Source organism: Occallatibacter riparius (genome assembly GCF_025264625.1).
Lineage (GTDB): Bacteria > Acidobacteriota > Terriglobia > Terriglobales > Acidobacteriaceae > Telmatobacter > Telmatobacter riparius.
In genome coordinates, this window is sequence record NZ_CP093313.1 from 4,007,022 (window position 1) to 4,028,326 (window position 21,305).

General features: G+C 60.2%; 19 protein-coding genes. 13 read left to right on the top strand and 6 right to left on the bottom strand.

The genetic code is table 11. The features are described from left to right. Positions 1-149 precede the first annotated feature (149 nt). The 5 genes from MOP44_RS16285 (at position 150) to MOP44_RS16305 (ending at position 6,980) form a co-directional block, all read left to right on the top strand. Positions 150-1,121, top strand: a complete 972-nt coding sequence (locus MOP44_RS16285) for a VTT domain-containing protein (RefSeq protein WP_260791219.1) — start codon at positions 150-152, stop codon at positions 1,119-1,121. Between the two features lie 183 nt (positions 1,122-1,304). After that, a complete protein-coding gene (locus tag MOP44_RS16290; protein ID WP_260791221.1) occupies positions 1,305-2,435 on the top strand; it encodes a cation:proton antiporter in 1,131 nt (376 codons plus the stop codon). A 151-nt stretch (positions 2,436-2,586) separates the two neighbouring features. Further along, a complete protein-coding gene (locus tag MOP44_RS16295; protein WP_260791223.1) occupies positions 2,587-4,212 on the top strand; it encodes a UbiD family decarboxylase in 1,626 nt (541 codons plus the stop codon). A gap of 111 nt (positions 4,213-4,323) precedes the next feature. Next, positions 4,324-5,208, top strand: coding sequence for a hypothetical protein (locus MOP44_RS16300; protein ID WP_260791225.1), 885 nt, complete (start codon positions 4,324-4,326; stop codon positions 5,206-5,208). A gap of 98 nt (positions 5,209-5,306) precedes the next feature. Further along, positions 5,307-6,980 (top strand): YXWGXW repeat-containing protein, encoded by a 1,674-nt coding sequence (locus MOP44_RS16305; RefSeq protein WP_260791227.1) that lies wholly within the window; start codon positions 5,307-5,309, stop codon positions 6,978-6,980. Positions 6,981-7,392: 412 nt separating this feature from the next. Here the strand turns inward: MOP44_RS16305 and MOP44_RS16310 are convergent, their stop codons facing one another. Next, positions 7,393-7,782 carry a hypothetical protein gene (locus MOP44_RS16310; RefSeq protein WP_260791228.1) on the bottom strand — a complete coding sequence of 130 codons (390 nt, stop codon included), beginning with the start codon at positions 7,780-7,782 and terminating at the stop codon, positions 7,393-7,395. Between the two features lie 72 nt (positions 7,783-7,854). Then, positions 7,855-9,669: an AAA family ATPase gene (locus tag MOP44_RS16315; RefSeq protein WP_260791230.1), complete on the bottom strand. Its 1,815-nt coding sequence runs from the start codon at positions 9,667-9,669 to the stop codon at positions 7,855-7,857. Between the two features lie 270 nt (positions 9,670-9,939). Here MOP44_RS16315 and MOP44_RS16320 point away from each other — a divergent pair, with 270 nt between their 5' ends. Together MOP44_RS16320 and MOP44_RS16325 are read left to right on the top strand one after the other, a co-directional pair. Further along, a complete protein-coding gene (locus MOP44_RS16320) occupies positions 9,940-11,580 on the top strand; it encodes a S10 family peptidase (RefSeq protein ID WP_260791232.1) in 1,641 nt (546 codons plus the stop codon). Positions 11,581-11,644: 64 nt separating this feature from the next. Then, a complete protein-coding gene (locus MOP44_RS16325) occupies positions 11,645-12,574 on the top strand; it encodes an MBL fold metallo-hydrolase (RefSeq protein ID WP_260791234.1) in 930 nt (309 codons plus the stop codon). A 9-nt stretch (positions 12,575-12,583) separates the two neighbouring features. Here the strand turns inward: MOP44_RS16325 and MOP44_RS16330 are convergent, their stop codons facing one another. The 4 genes from MOP44_RS16330 to MOP44_RS16345 all read right to left on the bottom strand — a co-directional run bounded on the left by MOP44_RS16330 (position 12,584) and on the right by MOP44_RS16345 (position 16,460). Then, on the bottom strand, positions 12,584-14,215 hold the full coding sequence (locus MOP44_RS16330; RefSeq protein ID WP_260791236.1) for a methyl-accepting chemotaxis protein: 1,632 nt from the start codon (positions 14,213-14,215) through the stop codon (positions 12,584-12,586). Positions 14,216-14,393: 178 nt separating this feature from the next. Next, on the bottom strand, positions 14,394-14,708 hold the full coding sequence (locus MOP44_RS16335; RefSeq protein WP_260791238.1) for a hypothetical protein: 315 nt from the start codon (positions 14,706-14,708) through the stop codon (positions 14,394-14,396). Positions 14,709-14,759: 51 nt separating this feature from the next. Further along, positions 14,760-15,578 carry a VOC family protein gene (locus tag MOP44_RS16340; RefSeq protein WP_260791240.1) on the bottom strand — a complete coding sequence of 273 codons (819 nt, stop codon included), beginning with the start codon at positions 15,576-15,578 and terminating at the stop codon, positions 14,760-14,762. Positions 15,579-15,656: 78 nt separating this feature from the next. Further along, the gene (locus MOP44_RS16345) at positions 15,657-16,460 is read right to left on the bottom strand and encodes a helix-turn-helix transcriptional regulator (protein ID WP_260791242.1); all 804 of its coding nucleotides are present in this window, start codon (positions 16,458-16,460) and stop codon (positions 15,657-15,659) included. A gap of 168 nt (positions 16,461-16,628) precedes the next feature. On the opposite strand from MOP44_RS16345, the gene MOP44_RS16350 reads away from it, so the two are divergent. From MOP44_RS16350 to MOP44_RS16375, 6 genes are all read left to right on the top strand, one after another. Next, positions 16,629-17,549, top strand: a complete 921-nt coding sequence (locus tag MOP44_RS16350) for a CPBP family intramembrane glutamic endopeptidase (protein WP_260791244.1) — start codon at positions 16,629-16,631, stop codon at positions 17,547-17,549. Between the two features lie 26 nt (positions 17,550-17,575). Continuing rightward, positions 17,576-18,019 (top strand): VOC family protein, encoded by a 444-nt coding sequence (locus tag MOP44_RS16355; RefSeq protein ID WP_260791246.1) that lies wholly within the window; start codon positions 17,576-17,578, stop codon positions 18,017-18,019. A 68-nt stretch (positions 18,020-18,087) separates the two neighbouring features. Then, a complete protein-coding gene (locus tag MOP44_RS16360; protein WP_260791247.1) occupies positions 18,088-18,723 on the top strand; it encodes a flavin reductase family protein in 636 nt (211 codons plus the stop codon). A 68-nt stretch (positions 18,724-18,791) separates the two neighbouring features. Continuing rightward, positions 18,792-19,616, top strand: coding sequence for a TatD family hydrolase (locus MOP44_RS16365; protein WP_260791248.1), 825 nt, complete (start codon positions 18,792-18,794; stop codon positions 19,614-19,616). 105 nt (positions 19,617-19,721) lie between these two features. Beyond that, positions 19,722-20,225 (top strand): YajQ family cyclic di-GMP-binding protein, encoded by a 504-nt coding sequence (locus tag MOP44_RS16370; RefSeq protein ID WP_260791249.1) that lies wholly within the window; start codon positions 19,722-19,724, stop codon positions 20,223-20,225. A gap of 67 nt (positions 20,226-20,292) precedes the next feature. Then, positions 20,293-21,282, top strand: coding sequence for a polyprenyl synthetase family protein (locus tag MOP44_RS16375; protein WP_260791250.1), 990 nt, complete (start codon positions 20,293-20,295; stop codon positions 21,280-21,282). Positions 21,283-21,305: the final 23 nt, after the last annotated feature.

Here is a 21,305-nt window from a genome sequence, read left to right on the forward strand (position 1 = left end):
GATTCTCTCTCCGACGAAGGGCCGCCACGAAGGCGGCCTTTTCGTTTGCACCCAATCTTTATTTCGCACATCCCATAAGCAGACGGCTTCCCCATTGCTCTTTACCCGGGCAAACGCTACTTTATCCTTTGCTGCTGTACCCTGAGATCATGGCGCTTCCCACGCACATCCTTCTGACATACGGTTACCTGCTGTTGTTTGCGTGGGTGCTGATCGAGCAGCTTGGCGCGCCGCTGCCGACAATTCCGGCATTGCTCGCAGCCGGCGCTTTGTCCGCTCAGGGGCAGCTCAGTCTGACAGAGGTGCTGCTGTTGGGTCTGGCTGCGTGCCTGATCGCGGACAGCAGTTGGTTTTTCATTGGTCGGCGGTACGGCCACCACGTCCTGAACCTACTTTGCAAGATGTCGATGGAGCCGACCTTGTGCGTGCGTCGCACACAGCTCCAGTTCGGCCGGCGCCGCAAGGTCACGCTCCTGATCGCCAAGTTTATTCCGGGTGTCGCGCTGCTCAGCGCTCCAGTTGCCGGGCAGGCGGGCATGAGCTACGGGGAATTTGTGCTCCTCGATGGACTTGGGGCCTTGATGTGGCTGCTCGCCTGGCTGTGGGGTGGCCGGCTTTTCGGCGACGCCCTCAAGCGCGATCCCAGCTTGCTCGATTGGGTAGGACGGTTCTCCGGAGCTCTGCTGGTGATCGGCATCGCGGGGTTCATCGTCGCGCGAGTGATGCGGCGGCGGGTGCTGCTGCGCCAGATGGCGGAATCGCGCCTGGAACCCGAGGAACTCTACTCCCAGATCCAGGACGGCGAAGAGGTTTACATCGTCGACCTCAGGCATCCGGTTGAGCAGTTGACCGATCCGTTTGTGCTGCCGGGAGCGCAGCGCATCGCTCCCGACGATCTGACTCATCGGATAGGGGAGATTCCGCGTGACCGTGACGTGATCCTCTACTGCACGTGTCCCAACGAAGAGACGGCGGCGCACACTGCCATGAAGCTCCACAAGCTTGGTGTTGAGCGGGTTCGTCCATTGCGCGGCGGTTATCAGGCGTGGAAGAGCCTTGGGTATCCGATGGAGGCCATTCCGCCGGTCAATCCGCAGGCCACGCTCGTTCAGCTGGGATAGCGGGACGCCTGCGGGACCCTTCGAGCGAGAGAGTTCTCACCTTATCTAGTATTCGACATTCATGCGGAGCTGGGAATACCAAGCGGCGGGCGATCGCAAGCGCTTTCCTTCGTTGAGCGGAGCCGGGCCCGAGGCGTCAGTCTAGACTGACGACAGCAGCAGACCTTCGCAGGAGGAGCTCGATTGCCCGCAAACCACCTGTCTCTGCTGTTCTTTCAGTTGGGCGCAGCGATCATCGGGCTGGCTATTCTGGCGCGGCTGGCGAGCCGGTGGGGATTTTCGTCTATCTCCTTCTATCTGCTGGGAGGGCTGGCCTTCGGCAAGGGCGGGTTGGCGCCTCTCGACGTGTCCAAAGCGTTCATTCGCGACGGAGCCGAGATAGGCGTTCTGCTTTTGCTCTTTATGCTTGGGCTGGAGTACTCCGGTGCTGAGCTGCGGCACAACCTGAAGAGCGGAATGAAGGGCGGGGTGATCGACCTGCTGCTCAATTTTCCGCCGGGATTTGCCGCCGGACTACTGCTTGGATGGGGCATCTTGCCGTCTGTTTTGCTGGGCGGTGTGACGCTGATCTCTTCATCGGGGATCATCTCCCGCGTGCTGACGGAGCTGAAGCTCACCAACGCTCCTGAAACGCCGAGGGTGCTTGCCATCCTGGTTCTCGAGGACCTGATCATGGCGGTGTATCTGCCGCTGGTGGGCGTGCTCATTGGGGGCGGCGGAGCGATGCACATCGCCCTCTCAATCGCAGTGGCCACCACGGCGGTTGCGCTGGTGCTGTTCATCGCCACCCGATACGGCGAGCGGTTGAGCGCACTGGCGGCGCACACCTCTGACGAGGTACTCCTGCTTACGTTGCTGGGGACCATCCTGATTGTGGCTGGGGGGGCGGAGAGCTTGCAGGTGTCGGCGGCAATCGGCGCGTTTCTCGTAGGTATTGCGGTGTCTGGCCCTGTGGCTGAGCGGTCGTATCGGATGGTGACGCCGTTGCGCGATCTGTTCGCGGCAATTTTCTTCTTCTTTTTCGGGCTGGAAATCGATCCGAAGAGCCTGCTGCCGGCGCTCCCGGTGGCGCTGGTTCTCGGTGCTGTAACAGCGGGAACAAAGATCCTGACCGGCTACTGGGCTACGCGAGGCACGGGAATCGAAACGCGATTAAGGCTTCGCGCCGGCTTGACGCTGGTCTCGCGCGGAGAGTTTTCAATCGTGATTGCGGGATTGGGCGTGGCGCTCGAGCCGAAGCTCGGGTCGCTATCCGCGGCCTACGTGCTGCTGATGGCGGTACTGGGGCCGGTTGCGGCGCGCATTGTGAAATGAATCCGCGTTGCCGTCGCTGGCGGTCACGTTGCGGAGGCCATTCATTTTGGCCCGCGGCAAGTTTGGCGCGCAAAGTGCCTACAAGCACATAGTCGGAAGAGATGCCTTCGATTGTGACGGCTTAGTATGAGGGGTAGGGGAGTGGACTCGATTGGCTTACGACGATCTGCGCGACTGGATCAGAACTCTAGAGAAGAACGGCGAATTAAAGCGCATCACGGCAGAGGTGTCTCCGGAACTGGAGATCACGGAGATCACCGATCGGATCACCAAGAGGGGCGGCCCCGGTGGAACTGCAGGCGGCCCGGCACTGCTGTTTGAGAACATCAAAGGGCATCCGGGGCACAAGGTGTTCATCAACCAGTTCGGCAGCGAGCGCCGCATGGCGATGTCGCTGGGCGTCAACAAGCTGGATGAGATTGCCGAGCGCATCAGCGGCCTGATGAATATGAAGCCGCCTTCGGGCGGATTCCTGGACAAGCTGAAGATGCTGCCGCAATTGGCGGAGCTGGGGAATGTGTTTCCCAAGACGGTGAGCGCGCGCGATGCCAAGTGCAAGGAAGTGGTTTTGAAAGGCAAGGACAACGGCGGGCGCGACAACTTCGACCTGCGGCAGTTTCCGATTCTGAAGTGCTGGCCGCACGATGGCGGGCCCTTCATCACGCTGCCCTGCGTGCATACACGGAATCCCAACACAGGCAAGCGCAACATCGGCATGTATCGCATGCAGGTCTATGATGGGCAGACCACCGGCATGCACTGGCAGCGGCAGAAGGTGGCCGCTGAGCACTATCGTGAAGCGCTGCGCAACGCCGCTGCAGGGGCGGCTACTGCCGACGAGGCGTCGGCGCGTGTGGCTGCAATGGCAGAGACGGCGGGTGGCGCAGTGACCGTTTCTGACGGGCCGGTGGGTGGATTGCCGCAGGTGGCGTTCGGCAACCTGAAGGGATCGCGCATGGAGATTGCCGTTGCCATTGGCACTGATCCGGCAACGACGTTCTCGGCGATTGTTCCGGCGCCTCCAGAAGTTGAGGAGCTCATGATTGCCGGCTTCCTGCGCGGCAAGCCGGTAGAGATTGTGAAGTGCGAGACCGTCGATCTCGAAGTGCCGGCGCATGCCGAGATCGTGCTCGAGGGCTATGTGGAACTGGGCGAGCTGCGCACCGAGGGCCCGTTCGGCGATCACACCGGCTTCTATACGATGGAGGACTTGTATCCGGTCTTCCATCTGACGTGCATCACGCATCGCAAGGATCCGATCTATTCCGCGACCATTGTGGGCAAGCCGCCGATGGAAGACGCGTGGATGGGCAAGGCCGTGGAGCGCATCTTTCTTCCGGCGATGAAGATGACGATTCCGGAAATTGTGGATGTGCATTTGCCGGTGGAAGGCGTCTTCCACAATCTCATGCTCGTGTCTATCAAGAAGAGCTACCCCGGCCAGGCGCGCAAGGTGATGAACGCGATCTGGTCGCTGGGGCAGGCGATGTTCACCAAGTGCATCGTGGTGGTGGATGAAGACTGCGACGTGCAGGACGTGGGTGAAGTCGTGCTACGCGTTGCGAACAACATCGATCCCGAGCGCGATATTCAATTCACGCTTGGGCCGGTGGACTCGCTTGATCACGCGAGCCGGTTGCCGAACTACGGTTCTAAGATGGGCATCGACGCGACGCGCAAGTGGAAGGCTGAGGGCTTCGAGCGTCCATGGCCCGCGATGATCGAAATGGACCGCGAGACGAAGGCGCGCATCGATGCAATCTGGGACAAGCTGTGAGAGACAGGGATCAGGCATTAGGGATTGGAACGGCCGGGCGGTGTTGAGGGAGTAAACTCCGGCGCCCATTGCGCCCGATGCTAGCGACGTGACCTGATTTACTCTGAATGCATGCGCAGCTTCTCCCTCAGGCTGTTCTTGTTTGCGCTGATGGCCTGCGCCTTTGCGGCGCCGCGGCTGGCGCAAGCGCAGGGCGATCCGGCATTTCACTGGGTCGACTTCCGCTCTGACGCAGATCAGTCTGTGATTGTGTGGGTCACGCGTGCGCTCTCCAGCGAGAAGTGGACTGCGATCCGCGAGATCGGTGTGCTCTACGATGCTGCTCTGGTTGTGACTACAGAACGCAGCGCCCCTGACGCGTTGCCTTCTTCGGATACGTTCCAGCTTTGGAGCGTGAACCTCACTACCAAGCTGAAGACTCCTCTGCTGAAAGGCGTGAATCTGCGCTGGGTCGACTGGCTTGAACTCCGCGAGGGTTCGCCGCGCGAGTTGGCTGCGTTGTATGACGATTGCCGGGATTGCGCCGTGACGACGTACTTCACCGCGTTCCACTACGACTACGCGCAGCACATCATCGCGGCGCGATGGATTCGCGGCGGGCAAACGGTTCCGGTGTGGGGCACCGCGCCCGCGGGCGTTGATCTCACCCAGATGTATGCGGTGCTGGCGCAGCCTGATGGCCAGCAGTATCTCGCAACGTGGCTTCACTACGATTACGGCAAACAGAAGTCGCCGGACGATTACGTTTATCGCTTCGGTGTCAATCCGTTCAACGGTGTGGAGCAGACTGCCGTGATGACGCGCAAGGAAGGCGAGGAACTCAAGCCTAAGCTCTGCGCGGCTCAGAACGTGCCGCAGGGCATGTCGCGCGGTCAGGATTCACAACTCTGCGATCCATTCAGAGCCAAAGCGGAGCGGCGCCCCACAACCACGCCTCCAGCCAATGCGCAGGGCCGATCTGTACCGCCGGGCTCACATCCAGCCCCGAAGAAGTAGCTGCATTCGGCTGATTGCAGGGTGCTTGCGCAGGTTCTTACCTAGAAACAAAACCTTCTCTTAGAGCCGCATCCAACCACGCTTATGAGGTGATGCGGATGAAAGGCTTCCCCAAACTCGTTTTCGCATCCGCGCTGCTGGCATTTTTAGTCGCGGCCGGCGGATGTAAGAGTAATCAGAATCAGAGCCAGAATCCGAATAGTGCCGATCAGAACACTGCGACAGACCAGAGCACCAATCAGGATCCGGCCAATGCAAATGTAGCGCCCGTATCGAACGCAAGCGACAACACGGCGGCACCGAGCGGCGCGTATAGCGCGCCGAATGATCAGCAGCCGGCCTACATCTCACGTCGAGCGCCGACCCCGCGATCGCGATCCGCGAGCGGTGAGTACGCAAGCGACGCAACCCAACCCGATCAATATCCCGATCAGTATTCTTCCGGCGGCAACTACGATAGTTACGACAATAACAACTACAGCGACTATGAGACGCCGGTTGCGTATTCTCAGCAGCCTCCGCCGCCGCTTCCCGCCTATCAGCAGCCGCCGTGCCCCGGCGAGGGATATATCTGGACTCCCGGGTCATGGCAGTGGGATAACTCGCAGGGCTATTACTGGGCTCCCGGAGCATGGGTGCTGGCGCCGTACACGGGCGCGCTGTGGACGCCAGGCTGGTGGGGCTTTAACAGCGGCCGTTACGGGTGGCATCGCGGATATTGGGGACGGCACGTCGGCTACTACGGCGACATCCCTTATGGCCATGGCTACAACGGCTACGGCTATGAAGGCGGCTATTGGCACGGAAACGACTTCGCCTACAACCGCGCCGTGAACAACGTGAACACCACCGTGGTGAAGAACGTGTACGAGTACAGAGTCACAAACATCAACGAGAACACCACGCGGGTCAGCTACAACGGCGGAAACGGCGGCATCCAGGCTCGGCCGCGCGCACCAGAGATCGCGGCAATGCGCGAGCAGCACAATCCTCCCATGTCGACGCAGATGCAAATCGTGCAGCAGGCACAACGCGATCGCCAGAACTTCGCGAGTTACAACAACAACCGCCCGCAGATGGTGGCCGTCTCGCATCCTGTTCAGGCGGACCGCGATGTGAAGCCACCGGCCCCGGTGCATTATCAGGCGCAACAACCCATACAACAGCATCGCGCACAGCAGGAACAACAACAGCGAGCGCAGCAACAGCAACAGCAGCGTACGCAGCAGGAACAACAACAGCGAGCGCAGCAACAGCAGCGCGCACAGCAGGAACAACAACAGCGAGGGCAGCAACAGCAGCATGCGCAGCAGGAACAAGCCCAGCGAATGCAACTGCAGCGCGCCCAGCAACAACAACAGCAGCATGCTCAGGAACAGCAGCGTGTACAACAGCAGCACCAGGCAGAGCCTAACCGGAATCAGCCCGTGCAGGGGCATCAGGCAGCGCAGCAGATAAACCGTGCGCCCATACCTGAGCAGCGTCCGCAAATCAGGGCGGCTGAGCCGGCCCGTCCTGCGGCGCAGGCGCAGCGTCTCGAGCAGTCCCATCCAACTTCACAGCCGCAGCACCTGGGAGCGCAGCATCCCGTGGAGCCGAACCGGCCGCAGCAGAATAGGCCCGAGACTCCACAGGCGCACCCCGCTAATCCGCACGCGGAGCAGCCGCACGCAAATCAGCCGCGGCCGCAGCAGGAGAACAAGGCCAGACCAGAACAGCAGCACAAGACTGAGCAGCAGAAGAAGCAGGAAGAGAAGCAGCATCCGCAATAATGCGTCGTGAAGGGGCGTCGCGCCAAAAGCAAAGAGGCTTCTTCCGTGGCGGAGAAGCCTCTTCGTTTTTACCGGCATGTCTCTGGGAAGAAAGTATCAGCGCCGGGTATGAATGCGTGCCACCAGCCAGTTAAAAAGAACCCGGAGCTACGCTCAGGTGTAGCTCCGGGCTGGAGTGAGTTCAACGCTCAGCTTAGCCTTGCGTTGATGCTCAGCCTCTGCCTAGCAGCGTCTGCGCCGCTCAGGCATCTCGTTTGCTCCGGCCGGAGAGTAAGTGCCGGCGGATGCGGAAGGATCGAGAACCGTTCGTGGTGCATTGCCCGTCACAATTCTCTAAAACGAAGTTAGCGATTGCGGTTCCTGTGATGCGTCAAGAAGGCGTCAAGAAAACGTGGAGATTCCATCCCACGCTTTACTCGCCTGTAATGACGCGCTCCTGGTCCTTGTGATGCTTATGAGACTTGGTCATGTGCGCGGTGGTCTTCGCATGAATCTGAATGGTGTCGAGGATGTAGTCCTCGCCATTCACATCGAAGCGCAGCACTATGCGGGAGTCTGAAGGATCCTTGACGCCAGGCTCAAGCACGCTTACCAGGTGCTTCGTGCCGTCGTGCTGCTGCAGGGTAACGAAGCTACCGTTGATGCCCTGTTGCACGTCATAGGCGCCTGCGGGGAATGACTGGCCGTTTGCTGAGAAATTGAAGGGGACGTTCACCTTCTCTGCATTGGCTGTTTGGCTGGCGAGCGCTGCGATCGCGGCAACCGCCGGGACCAGAAACCATTTCAACATTGTGGACCGCATCCGTGTGTCCTCCATGGAAAGCACATTAGCGGTCCGCAAAAACAAATGCGTCAAAGGTCCGTGGAGAAACCGTCAAGCTTTAGCAGATGTAGAACGCGAGATACGAGCAGCGTCAATGTCGTGCGAATCATGCGACCACATCAGCTCATCGTAAACGTCCTTTGACGCTGGGAGCAGGCCATTGCGCGTTGTGTAGTTGCTGAGTCGTGCGATTTGCTGATGCAGGTCCGCGGCCTCGCTGAAAGCCTTCATTTCGAGCGCACGCTGCGCGGCAATCCGTAGCATCGCCATCGCGTTCGACCAGTCACCCGCGGCTTCATAATGTGCCGCAGCCTCGCGCGCGATAAGTTCATCACGTCCGTAGAAGATGGCTCGAAGGCGATCCGCCACACGCGCATGACGTGCTGCGCGGCGTGCGGCCGACTGCCGCTGGTAAAGCACTTCGCGAAACATCGCATGCGCGAAGACATAGAAACTTGACCGCGTGCCATCCGGCAGTTCGTCCTCGCCTGCCCGCTTCACAAACGACACGCGCCTTACAAGTGCATCGCATGCTTCTTCGGCAGTGGCAACATCTTTTCCCAGCGCGGCTGCGACCATCCACGCCGGGAATGCGACAGTTGCCAGACTCGCGGCCTCGAGCAGTTGTTGCTCTTCTTCGGAGAGATGTTCGATCTCAAGCTCGATCATGCGCGCCAGTTCGCCGGGTGTTGCCGCATCCTGCTCCAGAGGGCGCAACTCCCATCGCGTGTCATCGCCGTTGTCAGTGCGTGTGAGGAGCTTCTCTGAGATGAGATGCTCCAAGATCGCGAACACAAATCGTGGATTGCCTTCCGACTGCAAGTGAACAAACTCATGCAGACCTTCGGGCAATTCTTCCTGCCCGAGCCGCGCGCGTAGCACTTTGGCCACGGACGATTTTGAAAGCCGGCCCAAACTGAGGTGCGTACACAGGCGCCGAAGACACAGATCATGCATAAGGCGCGTAAGCGCCTCGGCCTTGGAGCCGGTACGCGGTGAAACGGTAACCACGATCATCAGCTTCGCTGGCCCCCGCCTGCGCGCCAGCGCCGACAGCACTGCAAGCGTTGAATCGTCAGACCATTCCAGGTCTTCCAGAATCAGCAGCAGTGGCCTGTCCATCGCCATATCTTCAAGGGCAGCGCACAACTCGCCCGGTACAGGGGATGCGCCCAGATCCGCTTCAATATCTGGGGCTGCAGAACCTGCGGCCTGCTTGCGCAGAACCCGGCGGATCGCAGAATCCGGCGCCGACTCGGAGCCGCAGCGAAAGGCATCGGCCAGCGGGTAGTAGTCCTGCTTGCCTGCGAACCCTGGAACGCATTGACCGAACGCAGCTGTTGCCACTTGCGCCGCTTCCACGATTCCGCGGAAGGCATCAATCAGCGCGCTCTTGCCGATTCCGCTTTCGCCTGTGATAAAGACGATCTGCCGTGCACCGCTCGCCGCCTGCTGCATGGTGGCTTGCAGGCAAGCCAACTCTGAATCGCGGCCAACGATATTGGGCGCTGGTGGTGTTGTCACAGCGAGCGGTGTCGCTGCGCCTGCGGAACTGGCCACGCCTTCCGTTATGTTCGCTATGAAACAGTAGCCGCGCTTGGGCAATGACTGGATGAAACGCGGATTACGCGCATCGTCCTCCAAGACTCTGCGGAGATCGAGCATATACGTGCGCAACACCTGGGGCTGCACGTAGGTTTCAGGCCACAGCGCATCCAGCAGCTCATCATGGCTGACGAGCCGGCCAGCATGCTCCACAAGATAACGCAGCACAGCGAATGGCTTTGGCGGCAGCGCAATGCGGACGCCCGCGCGCCACAGGCACTCGTTGAGCGTATCGAGCGTGAAAGTGCCAAATTGTTTCAAAACGCGGGGGACCCTCCGGGGAATCTGACGCAGATTTGATGTGCACGTTATGTGCCGAATCCATAATCTTGCATACCGGCTAATCCATGATACGAAGTGGACTCAAAGATTGCCCACGCGGCAGCGCCGCTGTTCATTTTCGAACACCCGTGTTCAGATACGCGCATGCCCAGGCGATGGTTCATCCGACGGCGAGCGCTCAACCTCTCGTTACAATGGATTCGTCTGCACCGTTCGGAGATTCGATTGGATTTGGGAGGGCCCTGGTTCATGAAGGCAGTCAGGCTCGGCGTGTGCGTCGCTGTTGTAGCGACTGCAACTTTATTCGCTATTGAAAGTGTGGCCGCGCAGGAGCGCAACCGGGAGCAACAAAGCCCGAACCCACAAGAATCGAATGTGCGCAATCCTGAGCCGGCGCGGCAGGCGCGTGAGCAGAGCAGCCAGGGCGCCGACCAGAAGAGCAATGAGAATGCGCCCATTCCGCCGGAACGGACATCCGTAACGCATCACGATTCCACGCTCGGCGGCAAGTCGTTGCGTTACACAGCGACCGCCGGCACGTTGCTCATCCGCGACGAAGAAGACAAGCCTTACGGCAGCATGTTTTATGTTGCTTACACCCTCGACGGTGCGCAGGCCGGCTCCCGGCCGGTGAGCTTTCTCTATAACGGAGGACCAGGCTCGGCTACCCTGTGGCTCCATATGGGTTCGTTCTCGCCGGTGCGCATCCAGACCGACAGCCCCAAGGCAACTGCCGGTCCGCCGTTCACCCTTGCGCCCAATCAGGATTCGCTGCTCGACAAGACCGATCTCGTCTTCGTCGATGCGCCTCTCACCGGCTACTCGCGCGCGGTGGGCAAGGGGCAGCCGAAGGACTTCACCGGCGTAGACCAGGACCTGCGCGCCTTCGACCGCTTCATCATTCGCTGGATCAGTGTGAACCAGAGATGGAATTCGCCGAAGTTTCTCATTGGTGAATCGTATGGTACTACCCGTTCGGCCGCTTTGGCTGACATGCTGGGTAACGATGGCGTGCAACTCAACGGAGTAGTGCTGATCTCATCGATCCTCAACTACAACGTGCGCGCCGGAGGTTACGACACCATTTACATCGGCAACCTGCCGAGTTATGCGGCAGCGGCGTGGTACTTCAACAAGGTGCAGAACAAGCCCGCCGACCTGGCCGCTTGGGTGCAGCAGGCGCGCGACTTCGCCAGCGGGCCGTACGCGCATGCGCTGTTCCAGGGCGACAGGCTTTCGGCTGCGGAATTGGATTCCGTTTCGAAAGAAGTGAGTCGATTCACGGGTCTCAGCGAGCAGTATGTGAAGGAAACGAACCTTCGCATCTCGCCCACGCGCTTCCGTAAGGAAGTGCTGCGCGATCAGCGCCTCACACTCGGCCGCTATGACATGCGCTTCGAGGGCGAGGACGTGGATGCGGCCGGCGAGAATCCCAGCTACGATGCCTCCGACACAGGCATCAGCGGCGCATTCGTTGCGGCGCTTCATAATTATCTGGAGACGGAACTGAAGTACGACTCGACCGATGCGTACCGTCCCAGCGCAGGCTCGATCGGCCAGTGGGACTGGAAGCATCGACCCACCAGCGGCGGCGGCTTCGGCGGTCCCGGCGGCGAGCAGTCGCAACCCTACGTGGCGGCCGACCTGGCCAGCGCCATCCGCAAGAATCCGCACCTGAAGGTCTTCTCGGCCAACGGCTACTTCGACCTGGCCACGCCGTTCTTTCTCACCGAGTTCGACCTGAATCACATGCAGCTTCCTGAGGAACTGCGAGGTAATGTGCAGTACAGCTACTATCCTTCGGGTCACATGATCTATCTCAACGTGGACGCTCTGCATCAGTTGCGCGCGGATCTGGAGAAGTTCATCGGGGACGCTGTGAAGCGGTGATGAGCGGCTGGTGATCAGGTGCAAGCCTACTCTGCATAGGCTACTGAATGAACGAAGGGCATGCATGCGAATTGTTTCGACGATCTTTGCTGCGATTATCGTAGCGTCAACTTCGCATTGGGTGATTGCCCAGGCCGACACGCCCGCATGGTGTAAAGCGCTGCCGCGGCCAGAGTACAAAGCAATCGAGCGCGTACCGGTGCACGACTCGTGGTTCGAGGTTTACAGAGTCGCGCGGGACGTGCTTGCCATCTACGAGCCGCATCAGTCCGAAGAGACCATCGGCTATCTCATCCTCGGGCAGAAGCGCGCGCTCATGTTTGACACAGGGATGGGCGTCGGCGATTTGAAGTCGCTCACCGCGCAGCTCACGCATCTGCCTATAGTCGTGCTCAACTCCCACACGCATAACGATCACGTTGGCGATAACTGGCAGTTCGACACTGTCTATGGAATGGATACCGATTTCACGCGGCAGAACGCGCGTGGCTCGCGCGAGGATGCGCAGGCCGAGATTGCACCTGGCGAAGTCTGCGGCACTTTTCCAGTCGGATTCGATCGCAGCAAGTATGCAACCAAACCCTGGAAGATCGCGAAGTATATCCACGATGGCGAGCGGATCGATCTGGGCGGTCGGACGATAGAAGTCATCGCTGCGCCCGGTCACACGCCCGATTCAATCACGCTCTTCGATCGCGCGAATGGCCTGCTGTTTACCGGCGATACTTATTACCCTGGCGCCATCTGGATTTATCGGCCCGAGACTGATCTCGTTGCTTACGGCAAGTCCGTGCACAGGCTCGCTGCGCTCGCACCGCAGGTGAAGATCGTCCTCGGTGCGCACAATGTTCCGGTCGCTTCGCCTGCTGTTCTGACGCAACTTGCGGCCGCATACGACAAAGTGCGAGCCGGCCAGGTGGCGTCCGAACCGGCCGGTGATGGCAAGGTGATCTACAAAGTGGACGGAATTGCGTTCCTCATGCGCAAGCCATGAACGCCGTCGTCACACCGTATATTGCGCCACCGATTTCTTAACGCGGTCCACCATCGGCGACAGACCCGCAATGAGATCCGTAGCCGTGTGCACCGCGCCTACATTCTGCTCCGTCATCGCGGCCACCTGATGGATGTTGCTGCTGATTTCATTCATCGCAATGGTCTGCTGTGACGATGCACTTGCAATCTCCGATACCCGCTTGACCGCGCCGCTCATGAGGCCGTCAATGCCGACCAGCGTAGTGTGGGCCTCCCGCACCAGCGACACGCCATCGTCGACCTTGCTCGTTCCCGCGTGCATTCCGGTGATGGCGCGATCGCTGTCACCCTTGATCGTGCTGAGAAGCTCGTCAATCCGGCCGGTGGCAGCGCGCGTGCGATCGGCAAGGCTGCGCACCTCGTTTGCGACGACGGCAAATCCACGTCCTGCCTGCCCGGCACGCGCAGCTTCGATGGACGCATTCAACGCCAGAAGATTCGTCTGCTCGGTGATCTCGCGAATCAGTCGCGCCACTTCGCCCACTTCCGCCGAACTGGCGCTTAGCGCTTCCACGTCGCGCGCCGCATCCTTGATCGCATTACTCAGATCACCGATTCGCGTTACAGCCTGCTCTGACAATCCAGCGCCCTCTGTCGCCCTTGAGCCCGAATCAACGACAGCACTCTCGGTGGTCTGCAGGTGTTCCGACACTTCGCGAATGGTGAGCTCGAGCTCTGCCGTAGCCGCCGCCACACTTGACGTGGACTTGTTCTGCGATTCCGCCGCGCTCTGGATTTTCAGAATGGAGTCGAGGATGCGCTGCGTTCCCGTCTCAACCGGGCCCACGGCATCCTGAATGCACTGGAACGTTGACTGTACCCATGTGAGCAACAGAGTGAGCTTGCGCGAAATCGGCTCGTCTGCCATTCCCATCGCACCGGTACGCGTCAAATCGCCCGTCGAAAGAATGTGGTCGAGCTGCGACTCAATTCCCGCCAACCTCCGCCTGAGCTTCGGCAGCGTGTAGGCGCCACCCAACCCCGCAGCAACGCCTGACAAGCCGAACACAATGGCCGCGGCAATGCTCAGCCAGCCCTTGTGCGCGGTAAAACTCAGGGCAATGCCTGCGCAGGAAGAAAGCAGCGTCAACGCGAGCGCAATGCCCATCTGCCTTCCTGGCTGCGCGATTCGCTCGACCCACTCGGGACGCACCCGCACCACGCGTCCTTCTTCGATGCGCAGTGTTCGGTCACCCTCGCGAAGGCGCCGGTAAGCGTCGGCAGCCGCCTGAATCTGCTCCCGCGTGGGCTTTCCCCGCAGCGATTGGAATCCTACGACCCGGCCGTTTTCCCGCACCGGAGAGATGTTGGCCACCACCCAGTAGAATCCGCCGTCCTTCCGCCGATTCTTCACCACTCCCTGCCAGGGCCGGTTCGCTTTCAGAGATCTCCATAAGTCCGCGAAAGCCTCGGCCGGCATATCGGGATGCCGCACCAGGTTGTGCGGCTTGCCCAGCATCTCTTCCACCGCGTAGCCACTGATCTCGGCAAAGACCCCATTAACGTGCGTGATCCTGCCCTTCAAATCGGTTTGCGAATAGATGAAAGCATTCTCGGGAAGGAAGGTCTCAACATTGCTGACATAAATCCCTTGCTTCATGCGTTCTCCTGCCGTCCTGAGCCAGAGCTCGCATGGAGTGCCTCCGCTATTCAGTCCCGCAGAGGATCTCTGCACAGTCAGACTGCGCTCAGTGGCGTAACGAGCCAGATAGCTTATCGGCAGTGAAGAGCAAGTGTATGGTATTACCAGAGTCTGGCCGAGGGTGATTTGTAAACCCTTAGAAGCCGCCCTGCGTGGGCCCGAACCACGAACGCGCGTCGGCGCGGAACAACCCGTAAGCGAACAGCACGAGCAGGGTCGAGTGCACAATCAACTCTTGCGGTGGATGCCCGAAGCTGATGGCAACGTGAAAGGCCATCCAGGCAACGGCCAGCCAGCGCGCCCAGTTGCGGCCGCGCAGCACGAAGAAGCCGGCGACAAGGCCCAGTACATTCACGGCCGCGGCGAGAAACGCATCCCTGTGGCTATCTGGATGCGCCATGAAGTTGAGCCACGCGCCGTAGAGACCAAACGCACCAGACAGCATGATCAACACGGAAATAACGATTATCGGTAGAGGCGCTCTCTTCATAGTGTCTCGCAGTTACAGCGGCTTTCCAATTTCCCAATGATGTCCGAACGGATCAACGAGGCGGCCCACGCGCCAGCCGTAATCCTGGTCCGTAACAGGATGCACGACCGCAGCGCCGGTGTCGATCGCGCGCTGAAAGGCGCTGTCCGGATCGTGCACCGTCAGCACCATGCGCACGGTTCCGCCGCCCAGTGTCTCCGGACTGAAGTTCTTGTGCTCCGGCGACTCATCCGCGACCCAGAAGCGCGACTGCCCCACTCCTAACTCCGCGACCACAGCGCCGTCGGGAGCCTCTATTTGGAATAGCACCTGCGCGCCGAATGCATCCATATAGAATTCGACAGCAGCCTTGCCTCGCCTCACAGAAAGCATGGGCGCAACGTGCGCTGGGGCCGTGACTGGATTGGCTACGTCCGCTCCCCATTGCGCGGGATACAAATCGTGAGCGTGCCGCGAGAACAGCCAGTGATGCCCGGCGAGATCGCGTGCTGCGTATTGGAACTCGCCATACACCGTCTCGTGCGGCTCTTCCAGAATGCGCGCACCCGCGGTCCTGGCTCGCTCGCAATGCGCTTCCACATCGTCGATGAAAATGGTCAGGCTTTGCGTTCCGTAGCCGAGCTGGTCGGGCAGGGAAGTCTCGAGGCCTGCGCGCTTGACCATCAGGAACGCGTTGCCTGCGCGCACTTGGGCGCCGCTCACGGGATCGCCGTAACGGTAGTGCTCCACGAAACCAAAGGCGCGGCTCAGCCACGCGAGCGCCTCTTCCACGTCGTGGTAGGCGACGTGCGGCAGCACCGTGTCAGTTGGGACGGAACGATTGAAGTTCATCTGCCAGTCCTAGGGGGACGATTCGTGCTCCAGCCAAAGAATAGGCCAGCGACCAGCGGCCTGTATTGTAAAAAAGCGTCACTGCGCGACGATCGGGATGTGATTGTTGCGCGCCGCGGAATGAGGTTTGTAGCCCGATGGAGTGATATCGGCAAGCTCGCGAAAATCGTGCACCAGATGCGACTGGTCGTGATAGCCATGCTTGGCTGCCAACATGCTCCAGTCGGGCGGCGCGCTGGTGCGGATCGATTTCAGGACACCCTGGAGGCGGCGTACGCGGGCGTAGCGCTTGGGCGTGAGGCCCACTCTATTGGTAAAGCGTCGCTCGAATTTCCGCGGCAACATGCCAAGCCGCGCAGCTACCTTAGCAACGCGCATGCCACGCTCGAGTGCACCGATGGCCCAGGCAATAGCGGGATCGAAGGAGTCGTCAAGGTGTCGCAGAAGCAGGTTCTCCAATACATCGAAACGTGCCTGCGGAGTGGGTGCGTCGAGCAGTTGCTCGCGCATTGAGGTTGCGATCCAAATCGCATCCAGATTCACTACATGGTTGCATGCCTCGCTGGCGGGAGATGCGAGAAAATGGCCTGCGCCGCCGGGGCGAAACTGGACCGCGGCAAGCCAGTGCATCTGCCGCGTATCGAGGATGAGGGACTGCGCGTGAGGGCCGGCGAGCACCGCACCGGAATGGCGAATCTTGAGGGCTGGATTTGCGCGATCGTAGGTGCGGAACTCGTCTTCGGCAAGATTGACCATCAGGTGAGCCTGGCCGTTGGGCACAATGCGTTCGAGGCCCATGGGCAGGTTGGCCTCGTGATAATGAAACGATTTGATGAACGGCAGCAGGCGCGGGGATCTGGGGCGTGCAGTGACGGTCAGCATGGGGTTGAGGTTAGCACGTTGGAATTTTCAAGCGGGCGACAACAGACTGTGCACGGGCTCCCAGTCCCGGGGAACAGAAGGGCCGTTGCAGATAACTCTATCGGATTGGCGCGCCCGTTTCGACGAATTTCATTGGCCGCGATTGAGGGATATTGCTAACGTGAGGCCATGACTGGTGAGAAGAACGCGCGGCGTTTGCGAACCGCATTTTTCGGCGAGCGCGGCATCCGGCCGGGCTGGCTGTTTGCCATCTTCGTCGCGCTGAATTATCTACTGGGGCCGATCCTCGATTACGTGCTGCCGAAGATTCATTTTCCCGCCTGGGACATGACCTGGCTCGGCATGACCAGCAACGAGTGGCTCAACTTCGCGGCCGTTGCGCTGCTGACGCGGGTGATGTGCCGCATCGATCGGACGCCGTTCTCCTCCCATGGCCTGAGTACGTCGCCCGGATCGACGCGCCTTTTCGCGCAGGGAGTTGTGTGGGGTATTGTGCCCTCGATCATCATTGTGATCCCCATCTGGCTAGCGGGTGCGTGCTCGTTCCACGGGCTGGCGTTGGCTCCGGCTGAGCTGATCAAATATGCCGCTTTATGGGCGCTCGCATTTCTGGGTGTCGGGTTCGCAGAGGAATTCACGTTCCGCGGCTACGCGCAGCAGACTCTGTCCCGAGCGATCGGTTTCTGGCCGGCCGCGGCCATTCTGTCCAGTGTGTTCGGCCTGATGCACCTGATTTTCAAGCCGAACGAAGGCTGGATCGATCCGCTATCGGTGGCATTGTATGGAATGTTCTGGTGCCTGACGTTGCGCCGGACGGGAACGTTGTGGTTCGCCATCGGATTTCACGCGGCGTCCGACTACACCGACATGGTCGTCTTCGCCGAACCGAACACCGGTAACGCGGGGAAGCCGCTGCCGGGCCATCTGCTGAACGTGGAGTTCCACGGCCCCGCTTGGCTCACTGGAGGTCCGCGCGGAACCGAAGCCAGCATGCTGGTGTTCGCGATCCTGGCGCTGCTGTTCTACTTCTTCCACAAGGCCTATCCGGCCAAACGCGCAGTGGAAGAGGGAGTGCTCATCTCGAACTGACTCGTCGCGATACGATGGAAGGCATTATGCGTCCCCAACCTCTGATTACCGTCTCCGATGTCGAAGCGAGCAGCCGGTGGTACCAGCGCCTGCTCGGATGCCGCAGTGCTCATGGCGGCAGTGCCTATGACCAGCTTGTCCATCACGGCGAGCTCGTGATGCAACTGCACAGCTTTGAGGTGGAGCACCACCACGGGCGGATCGCCGATCCCGACGACAAGCCCTATGGCAACGGCGTGCTGCTGTGGTTCGAGGTAGACGACTTCGATGCCGTGATGGAGCGCGCCGCCGAGATGAACGTCACGATCGTGATGCCGAAGCACCGCAATCCGCCGGCCAGCGAGGGCGATGGCGGCCCCAACCACTGGGAGTGCTGGATGCGCGATCCGGATGGATACACGGTCGTAGTGGCGAGCCCGTATGGAACGGCGGATGGATCCTGGAAACCGCCTGCGAACATTTGGGGCTGAGCGCCGGTCAGGGCAAAGTCACAGGCGGATAAAAACATCCGCTACGACCTCGCGGTCATCCCAAGGACATGTCCCATTCATTTGAGCATTCGGACTTCGAGACAATCGCGCCGAAGATTCTTTACTTCGGAAATCCGGTCGCACTCATCAGTTCGCTGAACGAAGACGGTACACCGAACCTTGCTCCGATCTCGTCCTTCTGGGCCCTCGGCTGGACCATGACCTTGGGGCTTCTCTCCGACACCAAGACTCTTCAGAACCTGAAGGCTCAGCCGGAATGCGTTGTGAATCTGCCATCGCCTGACATGTGGCGGCAGGTGGAGGCGCTCGCTCCCCTGACAGGCCGAAATCCCGTCCCCGAAGACAAGCGTGAGAAATTCCGTTTTGAAAGGGACAAGTTCGCCGCGGCCTCATTTACCACGATGCCCAGCGAGGTAGTTTCAGCACCGCGGGTGCGGGAGTGCCCGGTGCAACTCGAAGCCGTCACGCGTTCCATCCATGAGCTCTCGGGAGAGTCGCGGATTCAAAAACTGGGTGGCGCGGCATCGGTCGAGATCGAGATTCTTCGAGTTCACGTACGCCGGGATTTTGTCGTTAACGGCCACTATATAGATCCTGCCAAATGGCAGCCTCTCATTTACAACTTTCGCCATTACTTCGGACTTGGTGAGGAACTCGGCAGCACGTTCCGGGCAGAGGTCTGATAAGCGCTCGCCTTGTTCCGTAAAATGAACTCGAAGGCTCGTCAATTCTTACCGAGGGAATTTCGAACTTGCTCATCGATTCGCACGCACACCTCGACAGTCCGCGTTACACCGACGATCGCGCCGAAATGCTGCGCCGTTGCACCGAAGCGGGCGTGGGCGCGGTGCTTTCCATCGGCATTGGCGAAGGTCCCCAGGAGATGCACCAGGCACTCGATATCTGCCGCGAGTTCAACGGCCAGCCCGGCATGCCGCGGCTTTACGCGAGCGCAGGCATCTATCCGCACTCGACGGTAGACGCCGACGACGCGGCCATTGCAAAGCTGGATGGGCTGTTGGCTCAGCCTGAAGTCATCGCCTGCGGCGAAATCGGCCTGGACTACTATCACGAGGGCGCGGCGCACGATGTGCAGCGCGCGGGCTTGATCCGCCAGCTTGAAGTCGCGGCGGCGCGCAAGCGGCCGATCCTGATTCACTGCCGCGGCACAAACGAGACCACCGATGCATGGAACCATCTGTTTCTCGTCCTCGATACGTACTGGCGGCACACCGGCCTAGGTGGCGTGATGCACTGCTTCGGCGCGGGATGGGACGAGGCGAAGCGCGCGCTCGACATGGGCTTCCTGATCTCGTTCGCCGGCAACGTCACGTATGCCAAGGCGCAGAACCTGCGCGACGTGGCCGCGAAAGTTCCACTCGACGGCATGCTCGTCGAGACCGATGCTCCGTGGCTCGCGCCGGGTCCCATGCGCGGCAAACGTAACGAGCCAGCGATGGTGACGCATACGGCCCAGACGCTGGCAGAGGCGAAGGGCGTAACTGCCGAAGAGATCGCCGCGACGACAACTGCCAACTTCGCAAGGTTGTTCAAGCTGGAAATGGAGTTGGTCTGAGCGGTCCCCAAAGCCCACTTTGTGTGACAGAGCACACCCCTGGCGTGGGAAACTGATAAAGGTCACGCGCGGCTGAGCTTAGGCCGTCGCGCATTGAGGTACGGTATGGCTCAGGACAATTCGTTTGACATCGTAAGCAAGGTCGAAATTCAGGAAGTGCGCAACGCCATCGACCAGGCCCTTAAGGAAATTCACCAGCGATTCGACCTGAAGGACTCGCACTCCGAGATCAAGCTTCAGGAAGCCGACAAGGAGATTCAGCTTGCCTCAAAGGATGAGTACAAGCTTGAGGCCGTGAAGGAGATCCTCGGCCAGAAGCTGGTGAAGCGCGGCGTCTCGCTCAAGAACCTGACCTACGGCAAGGTTGAGCCGGCCGCAGGTTCCAGTGTCCGTCAAAAGATCACGCTCCAGCAGGGCATCCCGGGAGAGAAGGCCAAGGAGATCGTGAAGCTGGTTAAGGACTCAAAAAAGAAGGTACAGGCCAGCATTCAGGGCGATACTGTGAGAATATCCGGCAAGGACCGCGACGACCTCCAGGCCATCATTGCGCTTCTGCGAGGCAAGGACCTGGGCGTCGACCTGCAGTTCACCAACTACCGGACCAATTAGCATGGCTGATTCCCGGCAACTTCCCTGCAGCAAGCCGGAACCAGAGAAACGTGGAAAGCGGAACGATTTGAGCACACTGGCGATAGCGACGGCGAGGGAAGTATTCGACCTGCTCCGGGATGACCTTGTGGCCATCGAGCAGGAACTGGGCCGCGACGCCGCGTCGAGCGTCAGCACCATCACGGAGATCGCTGAGTATCTCCGCGAGGGCGGAGGCAAGCGGATCCGCCCGAGCCTGTTGCTGCTTGCATCGCACATGCTCGGCTTTTCGGGGCCCAACGCCATTCGCCTGGGCGCGGTGGTTGAAATGGTCCACACGGCTACGCTGGTTCACGACGACATCATTGACGGCGCCGACACGCGCCGCGGCCGCCCTTCCGCCAATACCACGTGGGGTAATGAGAAGTGCGTCCTTGCAGGCGACTGGCTTTACATGCAGGCCTTTAAAGTGGCACTTGAAGAAAAGAACCTCAAGGTACTCGATCTGCTCATCGGTCTCACGCAGCAGATGGTTGAAGGCGAGCTGCTGCAGATCCAGAAGCTGGGCAAAGCCGTCAGCGAGGCCGAGTACTACGATCTCATCTTCCGCAAAACTGCCTGCCTGTTCTCAACGTCCATGCGCCTCGGGGCAGTCCTGGCCGGAGCTACAGACCAGCAGGAGGCCTCAGTAGGCGTCTATGGCCGGGCGGTAGGCCTGGCTTTCCAGATCGTCGATGACGTCCTCGACCTGACCGCGACCGAAGAAGTCCTCGGCAAGCCGGTGGCCAGCGACCTGCGCGAAGGCAAGGCGACCCTTGCGGTGATCCACTCATTTGATCACGGCACGGCGGCGGAGCGGCAGGCCATCCAGCGCGTGCTCGACGATCGCAGCTTCGAGAACGTCAGCCGGCAACAGATCAAAGACATCCTCATCCGCAACGGCTCCGTGACGTATGCCATGAGCGTGGCTGACCGCTATGCCGAGCAGTCTCGGCAGGCGCTGAAATCCATGCCGGATTCGGACTTTAAGCGCGCACTCCTCTGGGTGCCGGATTTCGTAGTCGCACGCGAAAAGTAGACTCTCCATTCCTCGGGGATTGA

What these genes read in the sequence shown, in the direction of transcription:
- MOP44_RS16285 (WP_260791219.1), top strand. Translation starts at nt 150, where the DNA reads ATGGCGCTTCCCACGCACATCCTTCTGACATACGGTTACCTGCTGTTG.
- MOP44_RS16300 (WP_260791225.1), top strand. Translation starts at nt 4,324, where the DNA reads ATGCGCAGCTTCTCCCTCAGGCTGTTCTTGTTTGCGCTGATGGCCTGC.
- MOP44_RS16305 (WP_260791227.1), top strand. Translation starts at nt 5,307, where the DNA reads ATGAAAGGCTTCCCCAAACTCGTTTTCGCATCCGCGCTGCTGGCATTT.
- MOP44_RS16310 (WP_260791228.1), bottom strand. Translation starts at nt 7,782, where the DNA reads ATGCGGTCCACAATGTTGAAATGGTTTCTGGTCCCGGCGGTTGCCGCG.
- MOP44_RS16320 (WP_260791232.1), top strand. Translation starts at nt 9,940, where the DNA reads ATGAAGGCAGTCAGGCTCGGCGTGTGCGTCGCTGTTGTAGCGACTGCA.
- MOP44_RS16325 (WP_260791234.1), top strand. Translation starts at nt 11,645, where the DNA reads ATGCGAATTGTTTCGACGATCTTTGCTGCGATTATCGTAGCGTCAACT.
- MOP44_RS16330 (WP_260791236.1), bottom strand. Translation starts at nt 14,215, where the DNA reads ATGAAGCAAGGGATTTATGTCAGCAATGTTGAGACCTTCCTTCCCGAG.
- MOP44_RS16340 (WP_260791240.1), bottom strand. Translation starts at nt 15,578, where the DNA reads ATGAACTTCAATCGTTCCGTCCCAACTGACACGGTGCTGCCGCACGTC.
- MOP44_RS16345 (WP_260791242.1), bottom strand. Translation starts at nt 16,460, where the DNA reads ATGCTGACCGTCACTGCACGCCCCAGATCCCCGCGCCTGCTGCCGTTC.
- MOP44_RS16350 (WP_260791244.1), top strand. Translation starts at nt 16,629, where the DNA reads ATGACTGGTGAGAAGAACGCGCGGCGTTTGCGAACCGCATTTTTCGGC.
- MOP44_RS16355 (WP_260791246.1), top strand. Translation starts at nt 17,576, where the DNA reads ATGCGTCCCCAACCTCTGATTACCGTCTCCGATGTCGAAGCGAGCAGC.
- MOP44_RS16360 (WP_260791247.1), top strand. Translation starts at nt 18,088, where the DNA reads ATGTCCCATTCATTTGAGCATTCGGACTTCGAGACAATCGCGCCGAAG.
- MOP44_RS16370 (WP_260791249.1), top strand. Translation starts at nt 19,722, where the DNA reads ATGGCTCAGGACAATTCGTTTGACATCGTAAGCAAGGTCGAAATTCAG.